Here is a 17,435-nt window from a genome sequence, read left to right as displayed (position 1 = left end):
TTGATAAAATCAAAAAAATTTTTGAAGGATAGGAATGAAAAATCTTTTAATCATAGGCGCAGGTGGGGTAAGTCGTGTGGCTACTGTAAAATGCGCAATGAATTCTGATACTTTTAGTAAAATCACTTTAGCTAGTAGAACAAAAAGCAAATGTGATGAAATCGCTGCTTTTATCAAAGAGCGTTTAGGGGTTCAAATTGAAACGGCGCAAATTGATGCTGATGATAGCAATGCAGTTGTAGAACTTATCAAGAAAACAGAAGCACAAATTTTACTCAATGTGGCTTTGCCTTATCAAGATTTGAGTTTAATGGATGCTTGTATAAAAGCAGGGATTGATTATATAGATACGGCAAATTATGAACATCCTGATTTAGCTAAATTTGAATACAAAGAGCAATGGGCGAGAAATGATGAGTTTAAACAAGCAGGAATTTTAGGACTTTTAGGAAGTGGATTTGATCCTGGTGTAACTAATGTTTTTTGTGCTTATGCACAGCAAAATTTATTTGATGAAATTTCTTATATAGATATTTTAGATTGCAATGCAGGTGATCATGGCTATGCTTTTGCGACGAATTTTAACCCTGAAATCAATCTGCGTGAGGTTTCTGCTAAAGGGCGTTATTGGGAAAATGGCAAGTGGATAGAAACGCAGCCTATGGAAATAAAAATGGAGTGGGATTATCCAGAAGTAGGAGTGAAAGATAGCTATTTGCTTTATCATGAAGAACTTGAAAGCTTGGTAAAAAATATCAAAGGTTTAAAAAGAATACGCTTTTTTATGACTTTTGGACAAAGTTATTTAACTCACATGAAATGTCTTGAAAATGTTGGAATGCTAGGGATTAAACCTGTGATACACCAAGGTAAAGAAATCATTCCTATAGAATTTTTAAAAACCTTGCTTCCTGATCCTGCAAGTTTAGGACCACGCACTAAAGGTTATACCAATATAGGTTGCGTGATTCGTGGTAAAAAAGATGGAAAAGACAAACAAGTTTATATTTATAATGTTTGCAATCATGAAGAATGTTACAAAGAAACTGGCGCGCAAGCTGTGAGCTATACTACAGGTGTTCCTGCTATGATAGGTACGAAATTAATCGCTAAAGGAATTTGGCAAGGAAAAGGCGTGTTTAATATGGAAGAATTTGACGCTAAGCCTTTTATGGAAGAGCTGAATTCTCAAGGACTTCCTTGGAAGATTATCGAAATGACTCCAAGCTTAGGAGAGTAAGTGCTAGAGCACTTACTTTTGTCCTATATAAATAAAGTGCTCCACACTGCCTTCAAAATTATACAGATTAATTAATTCATAATCTCCCCAAAATAAAGGTTTAAAAGGTTTAAAATCTTCTTTTAATTCTTCTATGTCTTTAGTAAAGCGTATATATGAAGAACCACTCAATCTACCACTTGGACATCCTTTTACTTCACGCAAGCTATTATCCATAAGTTCTCCTCTTTCATACATACTATAGCCTTTATCGCTCATCATGGTTGCAAATATAATAGCTCCTTCATTGCATAGTTCATAAAATTCTTGCACAGCTTCTTTAAAAGCTTGTTTTGTAAGATAATATAAGCTTTGATTTGCAAATATAAAATCCATTTTTGTATTGAAGAGTTTTTTAAAGCTAGAATTAGGAGATATGATGTGAAAATTTTTAGAATCTAAGCAAGGATCTTTTTCCCAAACTTTTTTTAAACTAGGAACTATATCAATGCCATAAGGCTCTATACCCCCCCCCCGGTTATATTTTTAAAATACTTAGAATGCACTCCATTTCCACAACCAAAATCAAGTAATTTTCCACTTGTTTTGCTTAGTTTGTATTTTAAGATTCTCTCGTAAAATCTTATAACATGACCATCAGGATATTGAAGTCCATAACCTTCTTTGTCATATTTTTGAGTATATGCAGATAAAGAATTATCCATTTTTGCCCCTTTTTGTGTAGAATGTTGACTTAATGTCAAAATCCATTCTAGCACAAAAAGGATTAAAGTTATTTTACAGGGTGAAGTTCATTTGCATAAAAGCTAACTGATCCCATGCCTTCTTTTAAAGCCCATTCGTAAGCTTTTGCAACAAATTCCCAGTTAATATGAGCATAGAATTTTTCTAAATAAGCAGGGCGTGCATTGCGATGATCTACATAATAAGCATGTTCCCAAACATCTACAACAAGTAAAGGAACTTTATCTTCAGTAATTGGTGTAGCTGCGTTTGAAGTACCTACAAATTCTAGTTTTTGATTTTTAGTATTATAAACTAACCAAAACCATCCTGAACCAAAAACTCCTGTAGCGCCTTTGATAAATTCAGCTTTGAAATTTTCTAAAGATCCAAATTCTTTTTCTAGTGCCGCTTGTAAATTAGCATCTATACTTTGACATGAACCGCCACAGCCACAGCCTGTACTTGGCTTAATGCAATCAAAATAAAAATCATGATTATAAACTTGAGCTGCGTTATTAAATACGCCCCCATTTGAAGTTTTGATAATACTTACAAGATCTTTACCTGCAAATTCAGTATCTTTAATAAGATTATTTAGATTTGTAACATAAGTATTGTGATGTTTTCCATGATGATAGCTAAAAGTTTCAGCACTCAAAAAATCACCAAAAGCATTGGTATCATAAGGTAATTTTCTTAATTCAAACATAATTTCTCCTTTATTTTTAGTTTGATATTGAAAATATTACCATAATAATATTAAAAAGAGTAAAAATATCTTAAAAGCTTAGTGGGTAAAATTTCTATTTATTTAATCTAAATAAAATAAGATACATTTATAATATATTTTAATAATAATTTAAATATATATAAAAAATTATATTTTTTTGAAATATTTTTACAAAAAATATCTATTTGTTGATTTTTAATAATTACAATTAATTTGCAACTAAAAATTATTCATAAGGAGGAAAATATGAAAAAAGTTGTACTAATCTCAGCATTACTAGGTGCTTTCGCAGCTAATGTTTTTGCAGCTAATACTCCAAGCGATGTAAATCAAACACATACAAAAGCTCATCATTCAAAAGCTAAAGCTGATAAAAAACATGAAGCTAAAACTCACAAAAAAACAAAAGAGCAAACACCAGCTCAATAATGCCCAGCCTTGATATAAGTCTATAATAGACTTATATCAAAAGCTATTCGTATTCTACAAAATAAATTATTAATATTTATTAAATTTCAATAGAAAAAATGAAAAAATTGTTATTTTAAAAGAAAAATTAAAAAGTGGTGACCCATACGAGACTCGAACTCGTGTTACCGCCGTGAAAGGGCGATGTCCTAACCGCTAGACGAATGGGCCACTTTTAAGGAGTAAAAAATAAAAATGAAATTGAATTATATATATTTATTTCTTAAAATTTAATTAAATATATCAAAATTATGTGATTTTTATCTTTGTTTGATTATAATTTCATCTTCAATTTTTTATAAAATTTTAGGATTTGTTATGGATTTTTATAGTCTTATTTTTTTATCCTGTGCTTTAGGAATGGATGCTTTTGCTGTATCACTATGCAAAGGTTTTAGTGTTAAAAAACTACATTTAAAACATTATCTTATTGTTGGAATTTATTTTGGTGGATTTCAAGCTTTGATGCCAACTATTGGTTATTTTATAGGCATAACTTTTGCATCTTTTATTGCGAGTATTGATCATTGGATAGCTTTTATTTTACTTTCTTTAATAGGATTAAAAATGATCAAAGAGTCATTGGAAAATGAAAATTGCGATAGTAATGCCAATCAATTTGGCTTTAAAACCATGCTAGCTTTAGCAATTGCTACGAGTATCGATGCACTAGCAGTTGGTGTGAGTTTTGCATTTTTAAATGTAAATTTATTATTAGCTATATTTTTAATAGGTATTATCACCTTCATTTTATGTATCATTGCTCTAAAAATAGGGAATAAATTTGGAATTTATCTTAAAAATAAAGCTGAACTTTTAGGCGGATTGGTTTTAATTATACTAGGAGTAAAAATTCTAATAGAACATTTATTTTTCGATTGAAAATTTCATTCTTAAAGTAGCTAAAGCTTTATCAAATTCCAAGGCTTTACTTTGAAATTTTTTATTAAAAGTTCTTTGTCTTTTGGCAAGTTGTGTAGTATGTATCGTGATTAAATTTTCAAGCTCTTTAAAGGAAATTTCTCCATCTAAATATTCTTTACACTCTTTCAAACCTATAGAATTTAATGCTTTAAGTTTATGATCAAATTTAGAAAAAAGAATTTTTGCTTCATCTAAAAGTCCATTATCAAGCATTTCTTTTGTTCTAGTTTTAATACGTTTTTTTAAAATTTCTTTATCCCACGCAAGCTCATAAATTTCTATATCTTTAAGCACCCCAGTTTTTTGTGTTCTTTTTAAAAATTCACTAGGAATTTCTCTTGTTTGTTCATAAATACCCAGCCATTTTTTTAATCTATAAGTATCATTTTTTTCTATTTTATAGTTTGGATCAATATTTAATAAAAGAGCATAAATTTCATCGTTATTTAAAGAACTCTTTGACTCTAAGGTTTTTTCACTTAAACCATCTATCATAGTTTTTAAATAAAATCCAGTTCCACCTACTATAATTAGAGGTAAATTTCTAGCTAAAGCAAATTCTTTTGCTTTTTGATATTCTCTTATGAATAACTCAACATTAAAATGTTCATTCACGCTCAATAAATTTACCCCAAAGTATTTTATACTCGCAAGATCATCTTGTGAAGGCTTGGCACTTGCTATATTAATCTCTTTATAAACACAAAGACTATCAAGACTTAAAACAACAGCATTAAATTCTCTTGCTAAAGTATTGGCTATGTATGTTTTTCCACTCGCGGTTGTTCCTATTAATGCTATTTCAAAAAACATTTTAATATTTATCCTAAAATTTATAAAAATTTTAGTAAAATCATAGCAAAAAATATTTTAAAGTAGAAAAATGAACACATTCTGGATAAAATTTAAAGATATTTTAGAACTTGTAGTATTTAAGCATTCTATTTTTGCTTTGCCTTTTTTATTTTCCTCTATGATTGTAGCATCAAAACTTGCAAATGACACTGCTTGGTTTGGTTTTAAGGCGTTGATTTTAGGCATTATTTGTGCAGTAAGTGCAAGAAATTTTGCCATGGCTACAAATCGTTTAATGGATGAAGATATAGATAAGGATAATCCTCGTTGTGCAAATCGCCCTAATGTCAGTGGAAAAATAGGTAGAAAAAGCGTATGGATTTTTATCATTATTAATGCACTTATTTTTATATCATGTTCTTATTTTATTAATACCTTGGCCTTTTATTTGTCTTTTCCTGTGCTTTTGGTATTGGCTATTTATTCAGCTTTTAAGCGCTTTAGTTCTTTAGCACATTTAGTTTTAGGATTTTGTTTAGGACTTGCGCCTATTGCAGGAAGTGTTATAATTATGGGTGAAATTCACATTTATAGCGTTATTTTATGTTTAGGTGTAACTTTTTGGACAGCTGGGTTTGATCTGCTTTATTCTTTACAAGATATGGAGTATGATAAAAAAATAGGACTTCACTCTATTCCTGCTAAATTTGGTTCAAAGGCTACTTTATTTATATCATCTTTTTGCCATATTTTAGCGGTATTATTTTGGCTTCTTTTTGTGTGGGAAGTTTGGGGTGTAGCACTTGGAAAAATAGCACTTATTGGGGTAATTATAAGCGGTATTATTTTAGCCTTGGAACATAAAATTGTTCATAAGAATTTTGCTCATATTGATAGAGCATTTTTTACTCTAAATGGTTATTTAAGTATTATCTTTTTTATTTTTATTTGGATTGATTTATTATGGAATTAGCACTTTTTAAAGCAGGATTTGAAGCTCATTTAGAATGTTGTGAAATAGAAAATAACCGTTTTCTTGGAGAATACCTAAAACTTGGAGCAATTTCTCAAATTTTAAAATGGAAAAAACTTGCTTTACGCATTGATTTTGACGAGGGTGAAAAAATTATTTTTGATCTTCTTTTAAGTCTAAAAGAAGATATTTTAAGACTTGAAAATTCTTTAGATAAAAATAAAGAACTTATACCACTTAAGCAAAAAGGGGTAATAGAATCTTTAAATTTTGAGTATCTAAATTTTTTGGATACTATTTTAGAAGAAGATAAAGAATATTATTTAAGATTTGATTTAAATAATCAAAAAATAGCTATTTTTATCAAAGCTCAAAGTCAAACATTGGCAAAAATTATCAAAATTAAGCCTGAAGACAAAATGGCTTTTGATGCTTTTGTTGTTGAAATCCAAAGAAATATGATAAGAAATAAGAAAGGCCAAGAATGAGTGATGATGTACTTTATTTAGTTTTTATAATTGTGCTTTTAATTGCAATGCTAGCCTACATGAATATCAAAGAAAGAGAAAATAATGCAAAAATAGCAAAACTTCAAAATGTGATAGAAGATATTACCAAAGAACTTCATTATTTTCGTAAAGAATTAGGAGTTAAAGATGATAGCGAAGAGGATGAAGACTATAAAACCTCTCTTTTAAAAGAAGAAATTATGATTGAACTTGATAAACAAATCAGTTCAAAAATCACTCCTGTTTTAAGAACACTAAAAACTATGGAACATATCATAGAAGATTTTCAAAATGAACAACAAAATCGTCTTTTAAATTTGGAACAAAAAGCACAAAGCATGGCTAAACTTACACCAAATTACGATACAGAAGAACAAAAAATAGAAAATCTTTTCAAAGAAGGAAAAAGCATAGAACAAATCGCTAAAGATTTACGCATTGGCACTGGAAATGTAGAACTTGTCTTAAAATTTAAGAAATTAATAAAATAGAATGGAAAATAAATGCTTATAGATCAATTCGGTAGAAAGATAAATTATCTTAGAATTTCAGTTACACAAAGATGTAACTTTCGCTGCCTTTATTGTATGCCAAAAATTCCTTTCGATTATCAGCCAAAAGAAAATTTATTAAGCTTTGAAGAACTTTTTTTATTTGTTAAAGCAGCTATAGACGAAGGAATTGAAAAAATCCGTATAACAGGTGGGGAACCTTTATTAAGAAAAGATTTAAGTATTTTTATAAAAATGATTAGCGATTATAAAAGCGATATTGACCTTGCTATAACTACAAATGGATTTTTACTAAAAGACTTTGCTAAAGACCTAAAAAATGCTGGACTTAAACGACTTAATATTTCACTTGATACCCTAGATCACAAAAAAGCAAAAACTCTTGCGCAAAAAGATGTATTAGATAGTGTTTTATCTGGAATTGATGAAGCTTTAAATCTAGATTTGAAAGTAAAACTTAATACTGTAGCTCTTAAAAATTTAAACGATGATGAACTGATATCTCTTTTGGAATTTGCAAAATCAAAAAAAGCTCAAATTCGCTTTATAGAATTTATGGAAAATACTCATGCTTATGGTAAATTACAAGGATTAAAAAGAGATGAAATTATACAAATTTTGAGTCAAAAATATCAAATTCAACTTATAAAAAAAGATGAAAAAGCACCTGTGAGTATTTACAAGGCAGATGATTATGAATTTGGAATTATAGATCCTCATAGCCATGAATTTTGCGATTCTTGCAATCGCATACGCTTAAGTGCTGAAGGCTTGTTAATACCTTGCCTTTATTTTGATGAAGCATTAAGCATAAAAGAAGCGGTTCGAAAAGGTGATATTAAAGCCGCTGTAGAAATATTACAAGAAGTATTAAGAAATAAACCAGAAAAAAATAAATGGAGTGTTGTTGATAATGAAACCTCATCTCGTGCTTTTTATCAAACTGGAGGTTAATTTTGCAACTTGTTGAAAGTTTCTTAAGCATTCAAGGAGAAGGCAAATATAATGGAAAATTAGCTATTTTTATGCGTTTTGCTGGTTGCAATTTCAACTGTTTAGGTTTTAATGTAAAAATATCAAAAAACGATAAAACTCTCATTGGATGTGACACGATAAGAGCTGTTTTCACAAAAGATTTTAAAGAAAGTTATGAAACTTTAAATGCTAATGAACTTTTAAAAAGAGTGATAAAATTAAAAAAAGACTTTGATCCTATAGTTGTTATCACAGGTGGAGAGCCATTAATCCATTATGAAAATCCTGAATTTATAGAATTTATCCAAATGTTATTAAAAAATAAATTCGAAATACACTTTGAAAGCAATGGAAGCATAGAAATTGATTTTGATAGATATCCTTTTTACAAAGAATGTATTTTTGCTTTAAGCGTTAAACTCCAAAATAGTGGGATAAAAAAAGATAAACGATTAAATTTTAAAGCTTTAAAAGCATTTAAAAATTACGCAAAAGATAGTTTTTATAAATTTGTTTTAGATGCCAATACTCTTGATAATTCATTTTTAGAAATCAATGAAATTCTAAAAGAAGCTCCAAATCAAATTTTTTGTATGCCTATGGGTGAAAATGAGCAAAACCTTAAAAAAAATGCTCAAAAAATTGCTGAATTTTGTATTAAGAATGGTTATAATTATTCTGATAGAATTCATATTCGTCTTTGGAACGATAAAGAGGGTGTATGATTATAAGAAAATTATTTGAATTTGAAAACGCACACATTGTTAGATTTTGTTCTTCTAAGCGTTGCAAAAGTAGCATTCATGGACATTCTTACAAAGTTGAAGTTTTACTTGAAAGCAAATATTTAGATAATGCTGGAATGGTCTATGATTTTGGACTTTTAAAAACCTATATACGCCAAATTATTGATAGTTTTGATCATGCTATCACTCTTTTTAAATATGATGACGCAAAATATTTAGAAGAAATGAAAAAATATTCAAGTCGTTGGATTTGCCTGCCTGTTAATGTAAGTGCTGAAAATTTTTGTCGTGTATTTTTCATACTTATAGATGCTTTATTAAAACAAACAAAAATGGTAAATGGAGAACAAGGAGTGACTTTACAAAGCATCATTGTTCATGAAACAAGAACAGGCTATGCACAAGGTTTTAGAGAAGATGCCTATAGTGAGCTAATGCCAAAAATTTCACTTCAAGACATAGAATTTTCCAATGGCATTAAAGCAGAATGGAATGATATAGATTTTTATAACAAATTAAAAAATGAAGAAATTTTTATAAATCCAAAGGAGATTTAATGCAAAAAGCTAAAATTTTAATTGCCTTAAGTTTTTTTTTATTAGTTTTATCTGCCTGTTCTAATGATGAAAAAAATATTTCCAAGACTCAAAATACAGATCAAGAAGTAGTCCAAATAGAACAAAACGATGAAAAAACAGAATTAAGTGACTCCAACCTGCCTTTACCTGTAGATGATGAAGCACAAAGTTCAAATGATGAACATGAAGTCAATCCTAGTATTATCAACTCTTTATATAAACAAAAATGCGCCACTTGTCATGGAGAAAAAGGGGAATTAAAACCTAAAAACAGCACGGCCATTAAAACCTTGAGCAATAAAATTTTTATACAAAAAATAAAAACGATAAAAGATAAAAACCATAGTTTTTTAAGTGATGAACAAATTCAAAATTTAGCTGATTTTATAAACAAAGGAAAATAATGGATCAAAGTTACGAATTCTTTTTAGCTTTACATCTTTATAGTCTTTATGCGAGCGGTTTTTTAATGCTTTTTTATCTTATACTAACACAAGGAAATTTTAAAACCGAATTCATTTTTATTCGCAGAATACGATTATTTTTACCAATTTATTATTTATTTTTAGCTTTGATTATTTTTACAGGTTGTTTGTTATCAGCAATGAAACAATTTCAAATGAATGTCAATATCTGGGTAATGATTTTTTCTTGGATCTTAATTTTTGCCTTAGCAATTTTTCACTTTGTTTGTTTTAAAAAAGCAAGAAGATTTAGAAAATATGCCACTTTTAGATGGATTAGTTGTTTGATTTTACCTTTTGAAATTTTTTTATTGTTTTTGCCTTTTTTAATAGAAAGATATCTATAAAATGCAATTTTTGTATAACAAGCAAGCTGGAGAAGAGTTTATACAACTTCAAGGTGAAAACTTTAACCATTTAAAAGTAAGAAGAGTAAAGGAAAATTCGGAGCTAAATCTTAGAAATTTACAAGATAATTTTCTTTACAACTATACAATCACAAATTTAACAAGAAATTCTTGCACTTTAAAATTTTTAAACAAAAAATCACAAAATATAAAACAAAGTGAATTAAACTTAGCCTTAGCCATTATAGATATTAAAATTTTAGAAAAAACTCTACCTTTCTTAAATGAACTTGGAGTAAAAAAGTTACATTTGGTTTTTACAAATTTTTCACAAAGAAATTTTAAAATCGATTTAGAAAGATTTGAAAAAATCATTATTTCTTCTTGTGAACAATGCGGTAGAAATACTAAAATGGATTTAATTATCCACCAAAGCACTCAAGAATTTGTTCAAAAATTTCCAAATGCAATTATGGTTGATTTTCAAGGAGAACAACAAAGTCATTTCGATGAAAAAGAATTATATTTTATAGGTCCTGAAGGTGGATTTAACAATGATGAGAGATTATTGTTTAACCGGAAAATCTCTCTTAAAAGCTCTAATATTCTAAAAAGTCAAACAGCTATTATAGCTATAGCTTCAAAAATTTTGCTTTAACTTTTCTTAAATTAATCTCTTTTTTATGTTAAATAATTTATAATCACGGCTTATTGTTTTAATTTTTAAGGAAAACTAATGAAAAAAGAAATTCACCCAGAATATGTAGAATGCAAAGTAAGTTGTGCTTGTGGAAATACTTTTACAACAAAGTCAAACAAAGCAGAATTAAGAGTAGATATTTGTTCAAATTGCCATCCTTTTTTTACAGGCAGTGAAAAAATTGTAGATGCTGCAGGTCGTGTAGAGAAATTTAAGAAAAAATACGCAATGCAATAATTATGCTTTATTTTATTCCTACTCCCATAGGAAATTTAAGCGATATTTCTTTTAGAGCCTTAGAACTTTTAAAGACTTGCGATCTTGTGTTTTGCGAAGATACAAGAGTAAGTAAGTCTTTGATTTCGTTATTAAATACCAAATTTCACACTGATATACATATTTCTAAATTTATAGCCTTACACTCCCATAATGAAAAAGAAGTTTTAGCAAGTATTGATTTAAAGATATTTGAAAAAAATGTAGCTTATTTAAGCGATGCAGGAATGCCAGGGATTAGTGATCCTGGCAAGGCTTTGGTAGAATTTGCACAAGAAAATAATATCACCTATGAAATTTTACCAGGTGCAAATGCAGCCTTAGTTGCTCTTGTAAGCTCAGCATTTTGTCAAAAAGAATTTATCTTTATTGGTTTTTTAGCAAATAAAGGCAAAGAAAGACAAAAAGATATAGAAAAAATTTTAAACTTTCCTTATCCAAGTATTATTTACGAATCCCCCAAGCGTATTTTATCTTTAGTAGAACAGATTATGATTCTAGACAGCCAAAGAGAAATTTTTTTGATTAAAGAAATCAGTAAAAAATTTGAAAAAAAATTTAAAGGCAATGCTAAAGAGCTTTCTGAAATTTTAAAAAAGTCTAATTTAAACGGTGAATGGGTTGTAGTACTGCAATCAAAAGAGCAAAATTTTTTGCAAAATACTCTTTGTGAAAAAGATATTATGGATTTAGAGCTGTCTTTAAAAGCAAAAGCAAAATTATTATCAAAGATCAATGGAAAAAATGCAAAAGAAATTTATCAAAAACTGCTTTTAAGTCAAGATTAGGTAAAATTTTAATATGATAGTTTATGGGAAGCAAATATTTTTTTATATTTTAGAATATCATAAAGACTGTATCAATGAGCTTTATTTAGCAAAAGAATGTGATAAAATTACTTTTTCCAAAATCGCAAAATCAGGTTTTAAAATCAAAAAACTTGATTTTAAAACTGCTCAAGCTTATGCGAAAGGTGGAAATCATCAAGGTTTTTTGCTAGATATTAAAGAAAGTTCTTTTGCAAATTTAAATGAGATCAAAAAAAATGATTTTATTGTTATGCTTTATGGAATTAGTGATGTAGGAAATATAGGGGCTATCACGCGTACAGCTTATGCTTTAGGGGTTGGGGCTTTAATTTTTATTGGTGAAAAATTAGCCATGGAAGGAGTAATTCGCACAAGCAGCGGAGCGGCTCTTGATTTACCTATTGTGATAAGCAACGATGCTTTAAGTGTAATAAATGAACTAAAACAAGTAGGTTTTTATTTTTATGCGAGTGATGGCTCGGGAAAAGAAATTCACAGTGTAAAAATAAGCAATGGTAAAAAAGTTTTAGTTTTGGGTAGTGAGGGTTTTGGTTTAAGCTCTAAAATTGTAAAAAAATGCGATGAATGTGTGGGCATTGCGATGAAAAATAATTTTGATAGTCTTAATGTCAGCGCTGCTTTTGCAATACTTTGTGATAGGATGTTAAATGCTTAATTGGAAAAAAATACAAGAATTAAATTTAAAAGAAGTTGCAGCAAAAACGCAAATTGAACTTGATTTTCTTGAAGCTTTAGTAGAAAAGAATTTTGCTGTTTTAAGTCGTTTTAATGTTAAAGGTTTTGTTAAAATTTTGAGCAGAGAATACGAACTCGACTTTAGTGATTTTAACGAAGAGTATGAAGCTTATCTTAACGAAAACAATCCTACTCCACAAACAAAATCAAAAATGATAACCCCAAAACTAGATGCTTATAGTCAAAAATCCTTTAACACTTGGCCTTTTTTGATTGTTCTTATTGTTTTAGTGATTATAGGAAGTGGAATTTATTATTTTGATACACTTAAAACTTTTTTCAAAGATGAACAAAATAATACTAGTGCAACAGTTATAGATATCATAGGACAAGCACAAGAAAATTTAAAATCTTTAGGTGGAAACAATGTTGTTGTTATAGACAACAATAAAGCACAAGAAACAAATCAAACAGAGAGCGTTTTACCAAGCCAAAACATCTCATTACAAGAAAATGATAAAAACATAAGCATAGAAAATAATATCAGTGAAAATAACACAACCCTACTCGATGAAGAAAAAAATACCCAAATCCAAGAAGACACAAATACACCAAAAACTGATTCTTTAAAAGAAGCACATTTTAAAACCTCTACCAAGATTTGGATAGGTTTGATAGATTTAAAAAGCCTTAAAAAAACAAGCTTTGTTAAAGAAAAAGATTTTAATATTTCTTTAGATAAAGATCAGTTAATTTTAACAGGGGCTGCAGCTTTAACAATGTTTGATCAAGAAAATAAAGAACAAAAATTTCCTGCAGGAATTTCAAAACGTTTCTTGATTAAAGATGGAAAAATTACAAGTATTTCAGCTGCTGAATTTGTAAAATTAAATAAAGGTAAAGAATGGTAAAAAAAATTATTATTCTTACTTTTTGGGTTAATATATCTTTTGCAATCTCAAGTCTTGAATTAGCAAAAAATTTAGTAAACAATCCTAGTAAAAATTCTCAACTAGAATTATTATTTTCAAATAATTCTTACATAGATAATAATGGAAATTGTGATATTGCAAAAATATCTCAAATATTAAAAACCAATTCTTTAATTGCCTTAACACTATCAAATCCTCAAAGTCTAAGACTAAATTTTAAAGCAAAAGCTGATGAAGTTATGTTTTTTAAAATTTTATCCGATGTTTTAACAGATGCTGGATATATATATTTTATCCCTACAGATTTGATTTTAAGAGAAGGAAATATTGACTATACCATACAAGTAGAATCTCAATATGTTTTAGATCCTGGAACGCTTTACAATCTCTTAAAAGAAAATTCTGTCTATATAAATAATATTAAGCGTATTGGGGTATATGACTATGAATATGATTTAAATTTTTCCAATGCTGTATTAAAAACCAATACAAATGTTAATTTAAATACTCCAAAATCATTAGAAAAGCCCCTTAAAGACTATGTGCTTGATTTAAAAAATGCTACAAATTTGATTATTGATGCAAATGATTTAGACAATTGGTTTCCTAAAATCTTCTTTTTAGATAAAAATCTGAATCTAATTAAAGCAGTAAAAAGCGAAAATAAAAATAATCATTTTTCAGAACTTATTCCAAATGGTGCTATATATGCTATTGTAAGCGATATGTATAGTTTAGATAATATACGCAGGGGTTTAAAAATCACACTTAAAAAATAAAGGATTAAGAAATGTTTGATGAAATCCGTTTTAATACCATAGAAAGACTTCCAAATTATGTTTTCGCAGAAGTAAATGCGATAAAAATGGCAGCAAGACGTGCTGGAGAGGATATCATCGACTTTTCAATGGGAAATCCCGATGGTAAAACTCCACAACACATTATAGATAAACTTTGTGAAAGTGCTAACAAAGATAAAACCTCGAGATATTCTACATCCATGGGGATTTATAAACTTCGCTTAGCAATTTGTAATTGGTATAAAAGAAAATATAATGTCAATTTAGATCCTGAAAATGAAGTTGTAGCTACTATGGGTTCAAAAGAGGGTTTTGTAAATCTTGCAAGAGCGATTATAAATCCTGGAGATGTTGCTATCGTGCCAACTCCTGCTTATCCTATACATACTCAAGCTTTTATTATAGCAGGAGGTAATGTAGCAAAAATGCCTTTAGCTTATAATGAAAAATTTGAGCTTGATGAAAATCAATTTTTTGAAAATTTACATAAAACTTTAAATGAAAGCATCCCACGCCCAAAATATGTCGTTGTTAATTTCCCGCATAATCCAACAACAGTAACTTGTGAGAAAAGTTTTTATGAAAGATTGATAGCAACGGCAAAAAAAGAAAGATTTTATATTATTTCAGATATTGCTTATGCAGATTTAACTTATGATGACTATAAAACTCCTTCTATTTTGGAAATTGAAGGCGCAAAAGATGTAGCGGTAGAAACTTACACTCTTTCAAAATCTTACAATATGGCAGGCTGGCGCGTGGGTTTTGTAGTAGGAAATAAACGCTTAGTCAGTGCGCTTAAAAAAATAAAATCTTGGTTTGATTATGGTATGTACACACCTATTCAAGTAGCAGCTACCATAGCTTTAGATGGAGATCAAACTTGTGTAGATGAAATCCGTGCAACTTATGATAAAAGAATGCACATTTTACTTGAAGCTTTTGAAAATGCAGGCTGGAAACTTCAAAAACCAAGAGCAAGTATGTTTGTTTGGGCAAAACTCCCTGAAAGCAAAAGACATTTAAAAAGTTTAGAATTTTCAAAGCAACTTTTACAACGCGCTAGTGTTGCAGTAAGTCCTGGGGTAGGTTTTGGCGAAGCAGGTGATGAGTATGTAAGAATTGCTTTAATTGAAAATGAAAATCGCATACGCCAAGCTGCACGCAATATCAAAAAATATTTAAAAGAGTAAGTTATGAAAGTAGCGATTCTTGGTTATGGCACTGTTGGAAGTGCGGTGGTTAAATTTCTTTTAGAAAATGATAAACTTATTCGTGCAAGATGTGGGCAAAGCATAACTCCTGTGATCGCTCTTGCTAGAAGTCCTAAAAAAAATGCTTTAATTCCAATTACTCATAGCGTTGCAGAAATTTTAAATGCTGATGTAGATGTTTTTGTAGAATTAATGGGTGGGGTGGATGAAGCTTTTAAAATAGTGAGTGAAATTTTAAAAAAGAAAAAAGCTGTTGTTACTGCAAATAAAGCTATGCTTGCTTATCATCGTTATGAACTTGAAAATTTAGCTAAAAATTTAGCTTTTGGTTATGAAGCAAGTGTGGCTGGAGGAATTCCTATTATCAAGGTTTTAAAAGAAGGTTTAAGTGCAAATAATATTTTGGCTATAAAAGGGATTTTAAATGGTACGAGTAATTATATTTTAAGTTCTATGAGTCAAAAAAATATGAGTTTTAAACAAGCCTTACAAATAGCTCAAAATTTAGGTTATGCAGAAGCTGATCCAACTTTTGACATAGAAGGACAAGATGCAGCTCACAAACTGCTTGTTTTATCAAGTATCGCTTATAATCTTAAAGCTAAACCTGAAGATATTTTGATCGAGGGTATTAGCGAAATTGCGCCTGAAGATATGTATTTTGCTAATGAGTTTGAATTTACCATAAAACTTTTAGGTATAGCTAAGGTGCGTGAAAATAAAGTAGAATTAAGAGTGCATCCCACTATGATAGATAAAGAAAAAATGCTTGCAAAAGTTGATGGAGTGATGAATGCTATAAGCATTAATGGAGATTTGCTGGGTGAAAGTTTGTATTATGGAGCAGGAGCAGGAGGAGAGGCTACTGCAAGTGCTGTGATTTCAGATCTTATGGATATAGCAAGAGATCAGGTAAAAGCACCAATGCTTGGTTTTGTGAATACTTTAGAATACAAGCTTTTAAGCAAAGATGAAATTTATACAAAATATTATTTAAGGGTGAAAGTTGAAGATAAAATAGGAGTTTTATCTAAAATCACACAATTGATGAGTGAAAATAATATTTCTATCGATAGTTTTTTACAAAAACCTAAAAAAAATGATGAAAATTACAGTACTTTGTTTTTTACTACACATTTAACTTATGAAAAAAGCATACAAAATTTGCTTGAAATTTTACGCAAACAAGATTTTATAAAAACCAAGCCTTTTATGATGCGTATAGAATAATGGGTGTAAAAGCTTATTTAGATGGAATTTTAGGGGAAGATAAAGCTTGTAAATTTTTAAAAAAACAGGGCTTTGAAATTTTAAAAAGAAATTTCCATTCTAAATTTGGAGAAATCGATATAATAGCCAAAAAAGATGAAATTTTACATTTTATAGAAGTTAAATTTACTCAAAATGATTATGAAGTTTCCGAGCGTTTGGATAGAAAAAAACTTGAAAAAATTTTAAAAACTATAGAATTTTATCATCTTAAAAATGGGATTTCATCGGATTTTCAGATTGATCTGATTTGCATTAAAAATGATGTGATACAATTTTGCGAAAATATAAGTTTTTAAGCTGATATTTAAAAAAATAAAATACAATTAGACAAAAATTAAAGAAAGGAAAAATTATGGGAAAATATATTGAATTAACAAGTGATAATTTTGCTCAAGCAAAAGAAGGTGTAGCTTTAGTTGATTTTTGGGCTCCATGGTGCGGACCTTGTAGAATGCTTGCTCCAGTTATTGATGAACTTGCAAATGACTTCGATGGTAAAGCTAAAATTTGCAAAGTAAATACAGATGAACAAGGTGATTTAGCAGCTGAATTTGGTGTTCGCTCTATTCCTACGCTTATTTTCTTTAAAAATGGTGAAGTTGTAGATCAACTCGTTGGTGCACAATCTAAACAAGCAATTAGCGATAAACTAAACTCTTTACTATAAACTAAAGGCTAGTATGACTAGCCTTCTTCTTAAAAATTTCAAATTTATACTAAATAATAATTTTTATTAACTACTATTAAGA

25 protein-coding genes and 1 tRNA gene are annotated in these 17,435 nt (G+C 28.9%); 21 read left to right on the top strand and 5 right to left on the bottom strand.

Annotated elements, in window-relative coordinates:
* Positions 1-34 precede the first annotated feature (34 nt).
* Positions 35-1,240 carry a saccharopine dehydrogenase family protein gene (locus tag FBE96_RS00855; protein WP_002852026.1) on the top strand — a complete coding sequence of 402 codons (1,206 nt, stop codon included), beginning with the start codon at positions 35-37 and terminating at the stop codon, positions 1,238-1,240.
* A gap of 12 nt (positions 1,241-1,252) precedes the next feature.
* Here the strand turns inward: FBE96_RS00855 and FBE96_RS08540 are convergent, their stop codons facing one another.
* The 3 genes from FBE96_RS08540 to sodB all read right to left on the bottom strand — a co-directional run bounded on the left by FBE96_RS08540 (position 1,253) and on the right by sodB (position 2,675).
* Positions 1,253-1,615, bottom strand: coding sequence for a hypothetical protein (locus tag FBE96_RS08540; RefSeq protein ID WP_002851711.1), 363 nt, complete (start codon positions 1,613-1,615; stop codon positions 1,253-1,255).
* Between the two features lie 125 nt (positions 1,616-1,740).
* Complete coding sequence (locus FBE96_RS08535) at positions 1,741-1,944, bottom strand: hypothetical protein (RefSeq protein ID WP_002851823.1); 204 nt, start codon at positions 1,942-1,944, stop codon at positions 1,741-1,743.
* A gap of 68 nt (positions 1,945-2,012) precedes the next feature.
* The gene (gene sodB, locus FBE96_RS00845) at positions 2,013-2,675 is read right to left on the bottom strand and encodes a superoxide dismutase [Fe] (RefSeq protein WP_002851662.1); all 663 of its coding nucleotides are present in this window, start codon (positions 2,673-2,675) and stop codon (positions 2,013-2,015) included.
* Positions 2,676-2,942: 267 nt separating this feature from the next.
* Here sodB and FBE96_RS00840 point away from each other — a divergent pair, with 267 nt between their 5' ends.
* Positions 2,943-3,125 carry a hypothetical protein gene (locus tag FBE96_RS00840; RefSeq protein ID WP_002851904.1) on the top strand — a complete coding sequence of 61 codons (183 nt, stop codon included), beginning with the start codon at positions 2,943-2,945 and terminating at the stop codon, positions 3,123-3,125.
* Positions 3,126-3,260: 135 nt separating this feature from the next.
* Here the strand turns inward: FBE96_RS00840 and FBE96_RS00835 are convergent.
* Positions 3,261-3,335 (bottom strand) — tRNA-Glu (locus FBE96_RS00835).
* Positions 3,336-3,482: 147 nt separating this feature from the next.
* On the opposite strand from FBE96_RS00835, the gene FBE96_RS00830 reads away from it, so the two are divergent.
* Entirely contained in the window at positions 3,483-4,046 is a 564-nt protein-coding gene (locus FBE96_RS00830; RefSeq protein ID WP_002851996.1) for a manganese efflux pump MntP family protein, read from the top strand.
* On the opposite strand, the gene miaA is transcribed toward FBE96_RS00830, so the two are convergent.
* Positions 4,032-4,901: a tRNA (adenosine(37)-N6)-dimethylallyltransferase MiaA gene (miaA, locus tag FBE96_RS00825; RefSeq protein WP_002851982.1), complete on the bottom strand. Its 870-nt coding sequence runs from the start codon at positions 4,899-4,901 to the stop codon at positions 4,032-4,034. The genes FBE96_RS00830 and miaA overlap by 15 nt on opposite strands.
* 70 nt (positions 4,902-4,971) lie before the next feature.
* On the opposite strand from miaA, the gene mqnP reads away from it, so the two are divergent.
* The 18 genes from mqnP to trxA all read left to right on the top strand — a co-directional run bounded on the left by mqnP (position 4,972) and on the right by trxA (position 17,353).
* Positions 4,972-5,856 carry a menaquinone biosynthesis prenyltransferase MqnP gene (gene mqnP / locus FBE96_RS00820; protein WP_002851905.1) on the top strand — a complete coding sequence of 295 codons (885 nt, stop codon included), beginning with the start codon at positions 4,972-4,974 and terminating at the stop codon, positions 5,854-5,856.
* Positions 5,847-6,344: a hypothetical protein gene (locus tag FBE96_RS00815; RefSeq protein WP_002851641.1), complete on the top strand. Its 498-nt coding sequence runs from the start codon at positions 5,847-5,849 to the stop codon at positions 6,342-6,344. The genes mqnP and FBE96_RS00815 overlap by 10 nt, the downstream gene beginning before the upstream one ends.
* Positions 6,341-6,856, top strand: a complete 516-nt coding sequence (locus FBE96_RS00810; RefSeq protein ID WP_002851715.1) for a hypothetical protein — start codon at positions 6,341-6,343, stop codon at positions 6,854-6,856. Before FBE96_RS00815 ends, FBE96_RS00810 begins: the two co-directional genes overlap by 4 nt.
* 12 nt (positions 6,857-6,868) lie before the next feature.
* Positions 6,869-7,831 carry a GTP 3',8-cyclase MoaA gene (gene moaA / locus FBE96_RS00805; protein WP_002868437.1) on the top strand — a complete coding sequence of 321 codons (963 nt, stop codon included), beginning with the start codon at positions 6,869-6,871 and terminating at the stop codon, positions 7,829-7,831.
* Positions 7,832-7,833: 2 nt separating this feature from the next.
* Entirely contained in the window at positions 7,834-8,577 is a 744-nt protein-coding gene (locus FBE96_RS00800; RefSeq protein WP_002851883.1) for a 7-carboxy-7-deazaguanine synthase QueE, read from the top strand.
* A complete protein-coding gene (locus tag FBE96_RS00795; protein ID WP_002858675.1) occupies positions 8,574-9,155 on the top strand; it encodes a 6-carboxytetrahydropterin synthase in 582 nt (193 codons plus the stop codon). Before FBE96_RS00800 ends, FBE96_RS00795 begins: the two co-directional genes overlap by 4 nt.
* The gene (locus FBE96_RS00790) at positions 9,155-9,580 is read left to right on the top strand and encodes a cytochrome c (RefSeq protein WP_002851842.1); all 426 of its coding nucleotides are present in this window, start codon (positions 9,155-9,157) and stop codon (positions 9,578-9,580) included. The genes FBE96_RS00795 and FBE96_RS00790 overlap by 1 nt, the downstream gene beginning before the upstream one ends.
* Positions 9,580-9,987: a membrane protein gene (locus tag FBE96_RS00785; RefSeq protein ID WP_002851635.1), complete on the top strand. Its 408-nt coding sequence runs from the start codon at positions 9,580-9,582 to the stop codon at positions 9,985-9,987. The genes FBE96_RS00790 and FBE96_RS00785 overlap by 1 nt, the downstream gene beginning before the upstream one ends.
* A 1-nt stretch (position 9,988) precedes the next feature.
* Complete coding sequence (locus FBE96_RS00780) at positions 9,989-10,645, top strand: 16S rRNA (uracil(1498)-N(3))-methyltransferase (protein ID WP_002851903.1); 657 nt, start codon at positions 9,989-9,991, stop codon at positions 10,643-10,645.
* 78 nt (positions 10,646-10,723) lie between these two features.
* Positions 10,724-10,924: a 50S ribosomal protein L31 gene (rpmE, locus tag FBE96_RS00775; RefSeq protein ID WP_002851603.1), complete on the top strand. Its 201-nt coding sequence runs from the start codon at positions 10,724-10,726 to the stop codon at positions 10,922-10,924.
* A 2-nt stretch (positions 10,925-10,926) separates the two neighbouring features.
* Positions 10,927-11,751, top strand: coding sequence for a 16S rRNA (cytidine(1402)-2'-O)-methyltransferase (gene rsmI, locus FBE96_RS00770; protein WP_002869759.1), 825 nt, complete (start codon positions 10,927-10,929; stop codon positions 11,749-11,751).
* A gap of 13 nt (positions 11,752-11,764) precedes the next feature.
* Positions 11,765-12,448: a 23S rRNA (guanosine(2251)-2'-O)-methyltransferase RlmB gene (gene rlmB / locus FBE96_RS00765; protein ID WP_002851944.1), complete on the top strand. Its 684-nt coding sequence runs from the start codon at positions 11,765-11,767 to the stop codon at positions 12,446-12,448.
* Positions 12,441-13,379: a membrane protein gene (locus tag FBE96_RS00760; RefSeq protein WP_002868439.1), complete on the top strand. Its 939-nt coding sequence runs from the start codon at positions 12,441-12,443 to the stop codon at positions 13,377-13,379. Before rlmB ends, FBE96_RS00760 begins: the two co-directional genes overlap by 8 nt.
* Positions 13,373-14,179 (top strand): hypothetical protein, encoded by an 807-nt coding sequence (locus tag FBE96_RS00755; RefSeq protein ID WP_002851994.1) that lies wholly within the window; start codon positions 13,373-13,375, stop codon positions 14,177-14,179. The genes FBE96_RS00760 and FBE96_RS00755 overlap by 7 nt, the downstream gene beginning before the upstream one ends.
* Positions 14,180-14,190: 11 nt before the next feature.
* Positions 14,191-15,393, top strand: coding sequence for an LL-diaminopimelate aminotransferase (locus FBE96_RS00750; RefSeq protein ID WP_002917407.1), 1,203 nt, complete (start codon positions 14,191-14,193; stop codon positions 15,391-15,393).
* A 3-nt stretch (positions 15,394-15,396) separates the two neighbouring features.
* The gene (locus tag FBE96_RS00745) at positions 15,397-16,644 is read left to right on the top strand and encodes a homoserine dehydrogenase (RefSeq protein ID WP_002878951.1); all 1,248 of its coding nucleotides are present in this window, start codon (positions 15,397-15,399) and stop codon (positions 16,642-16,644) included.
* Positions 16,644-16,982 (top strand): YraN family protein, encoded by a 339-nt coding sequence (locus FBE96_RS00740; RefSeq protein ID WP_002851874.1) that lies wholly within the window; start codon positions 16,644-16,646, stop codon positions 16,980-16,982. Before FBE96_RS00745 ends, FBE96_RS00740 begins: the two co-directional genes overlap by 1 nt.
* Before the next feature lie 56 nt (positions 16,983-17,038).
* On the top strand, positions 17,039-17,353 hold the full coding sequence (gene trxA / locus FBE96_RS00735; RefSeq protein WP_002778629.1) for a thioredoxin: 315 nt from the start codon (positions 17,039-17,041) through the stop codon (positions 17,351-17,353).
* Positions 17,354-17,435 lie beyond the last annotated feature (82 nt).

It is taken from the genome of Campylobacter sp. CFSAN093241, assembly GCF_012889595.1.
Taxonomy (GTDB): domain Bacteria; phylum Campylobacterota; class Campylobacteria; order Campylobacterales; family Campylobacteraceae; genus Campylobacter_D; species Campylobacter_D jejuni.
Note: the sequence above shows the minus strand (reverse complement) of the source record. Positions and strands in the feature narration are given on the sequence as shown.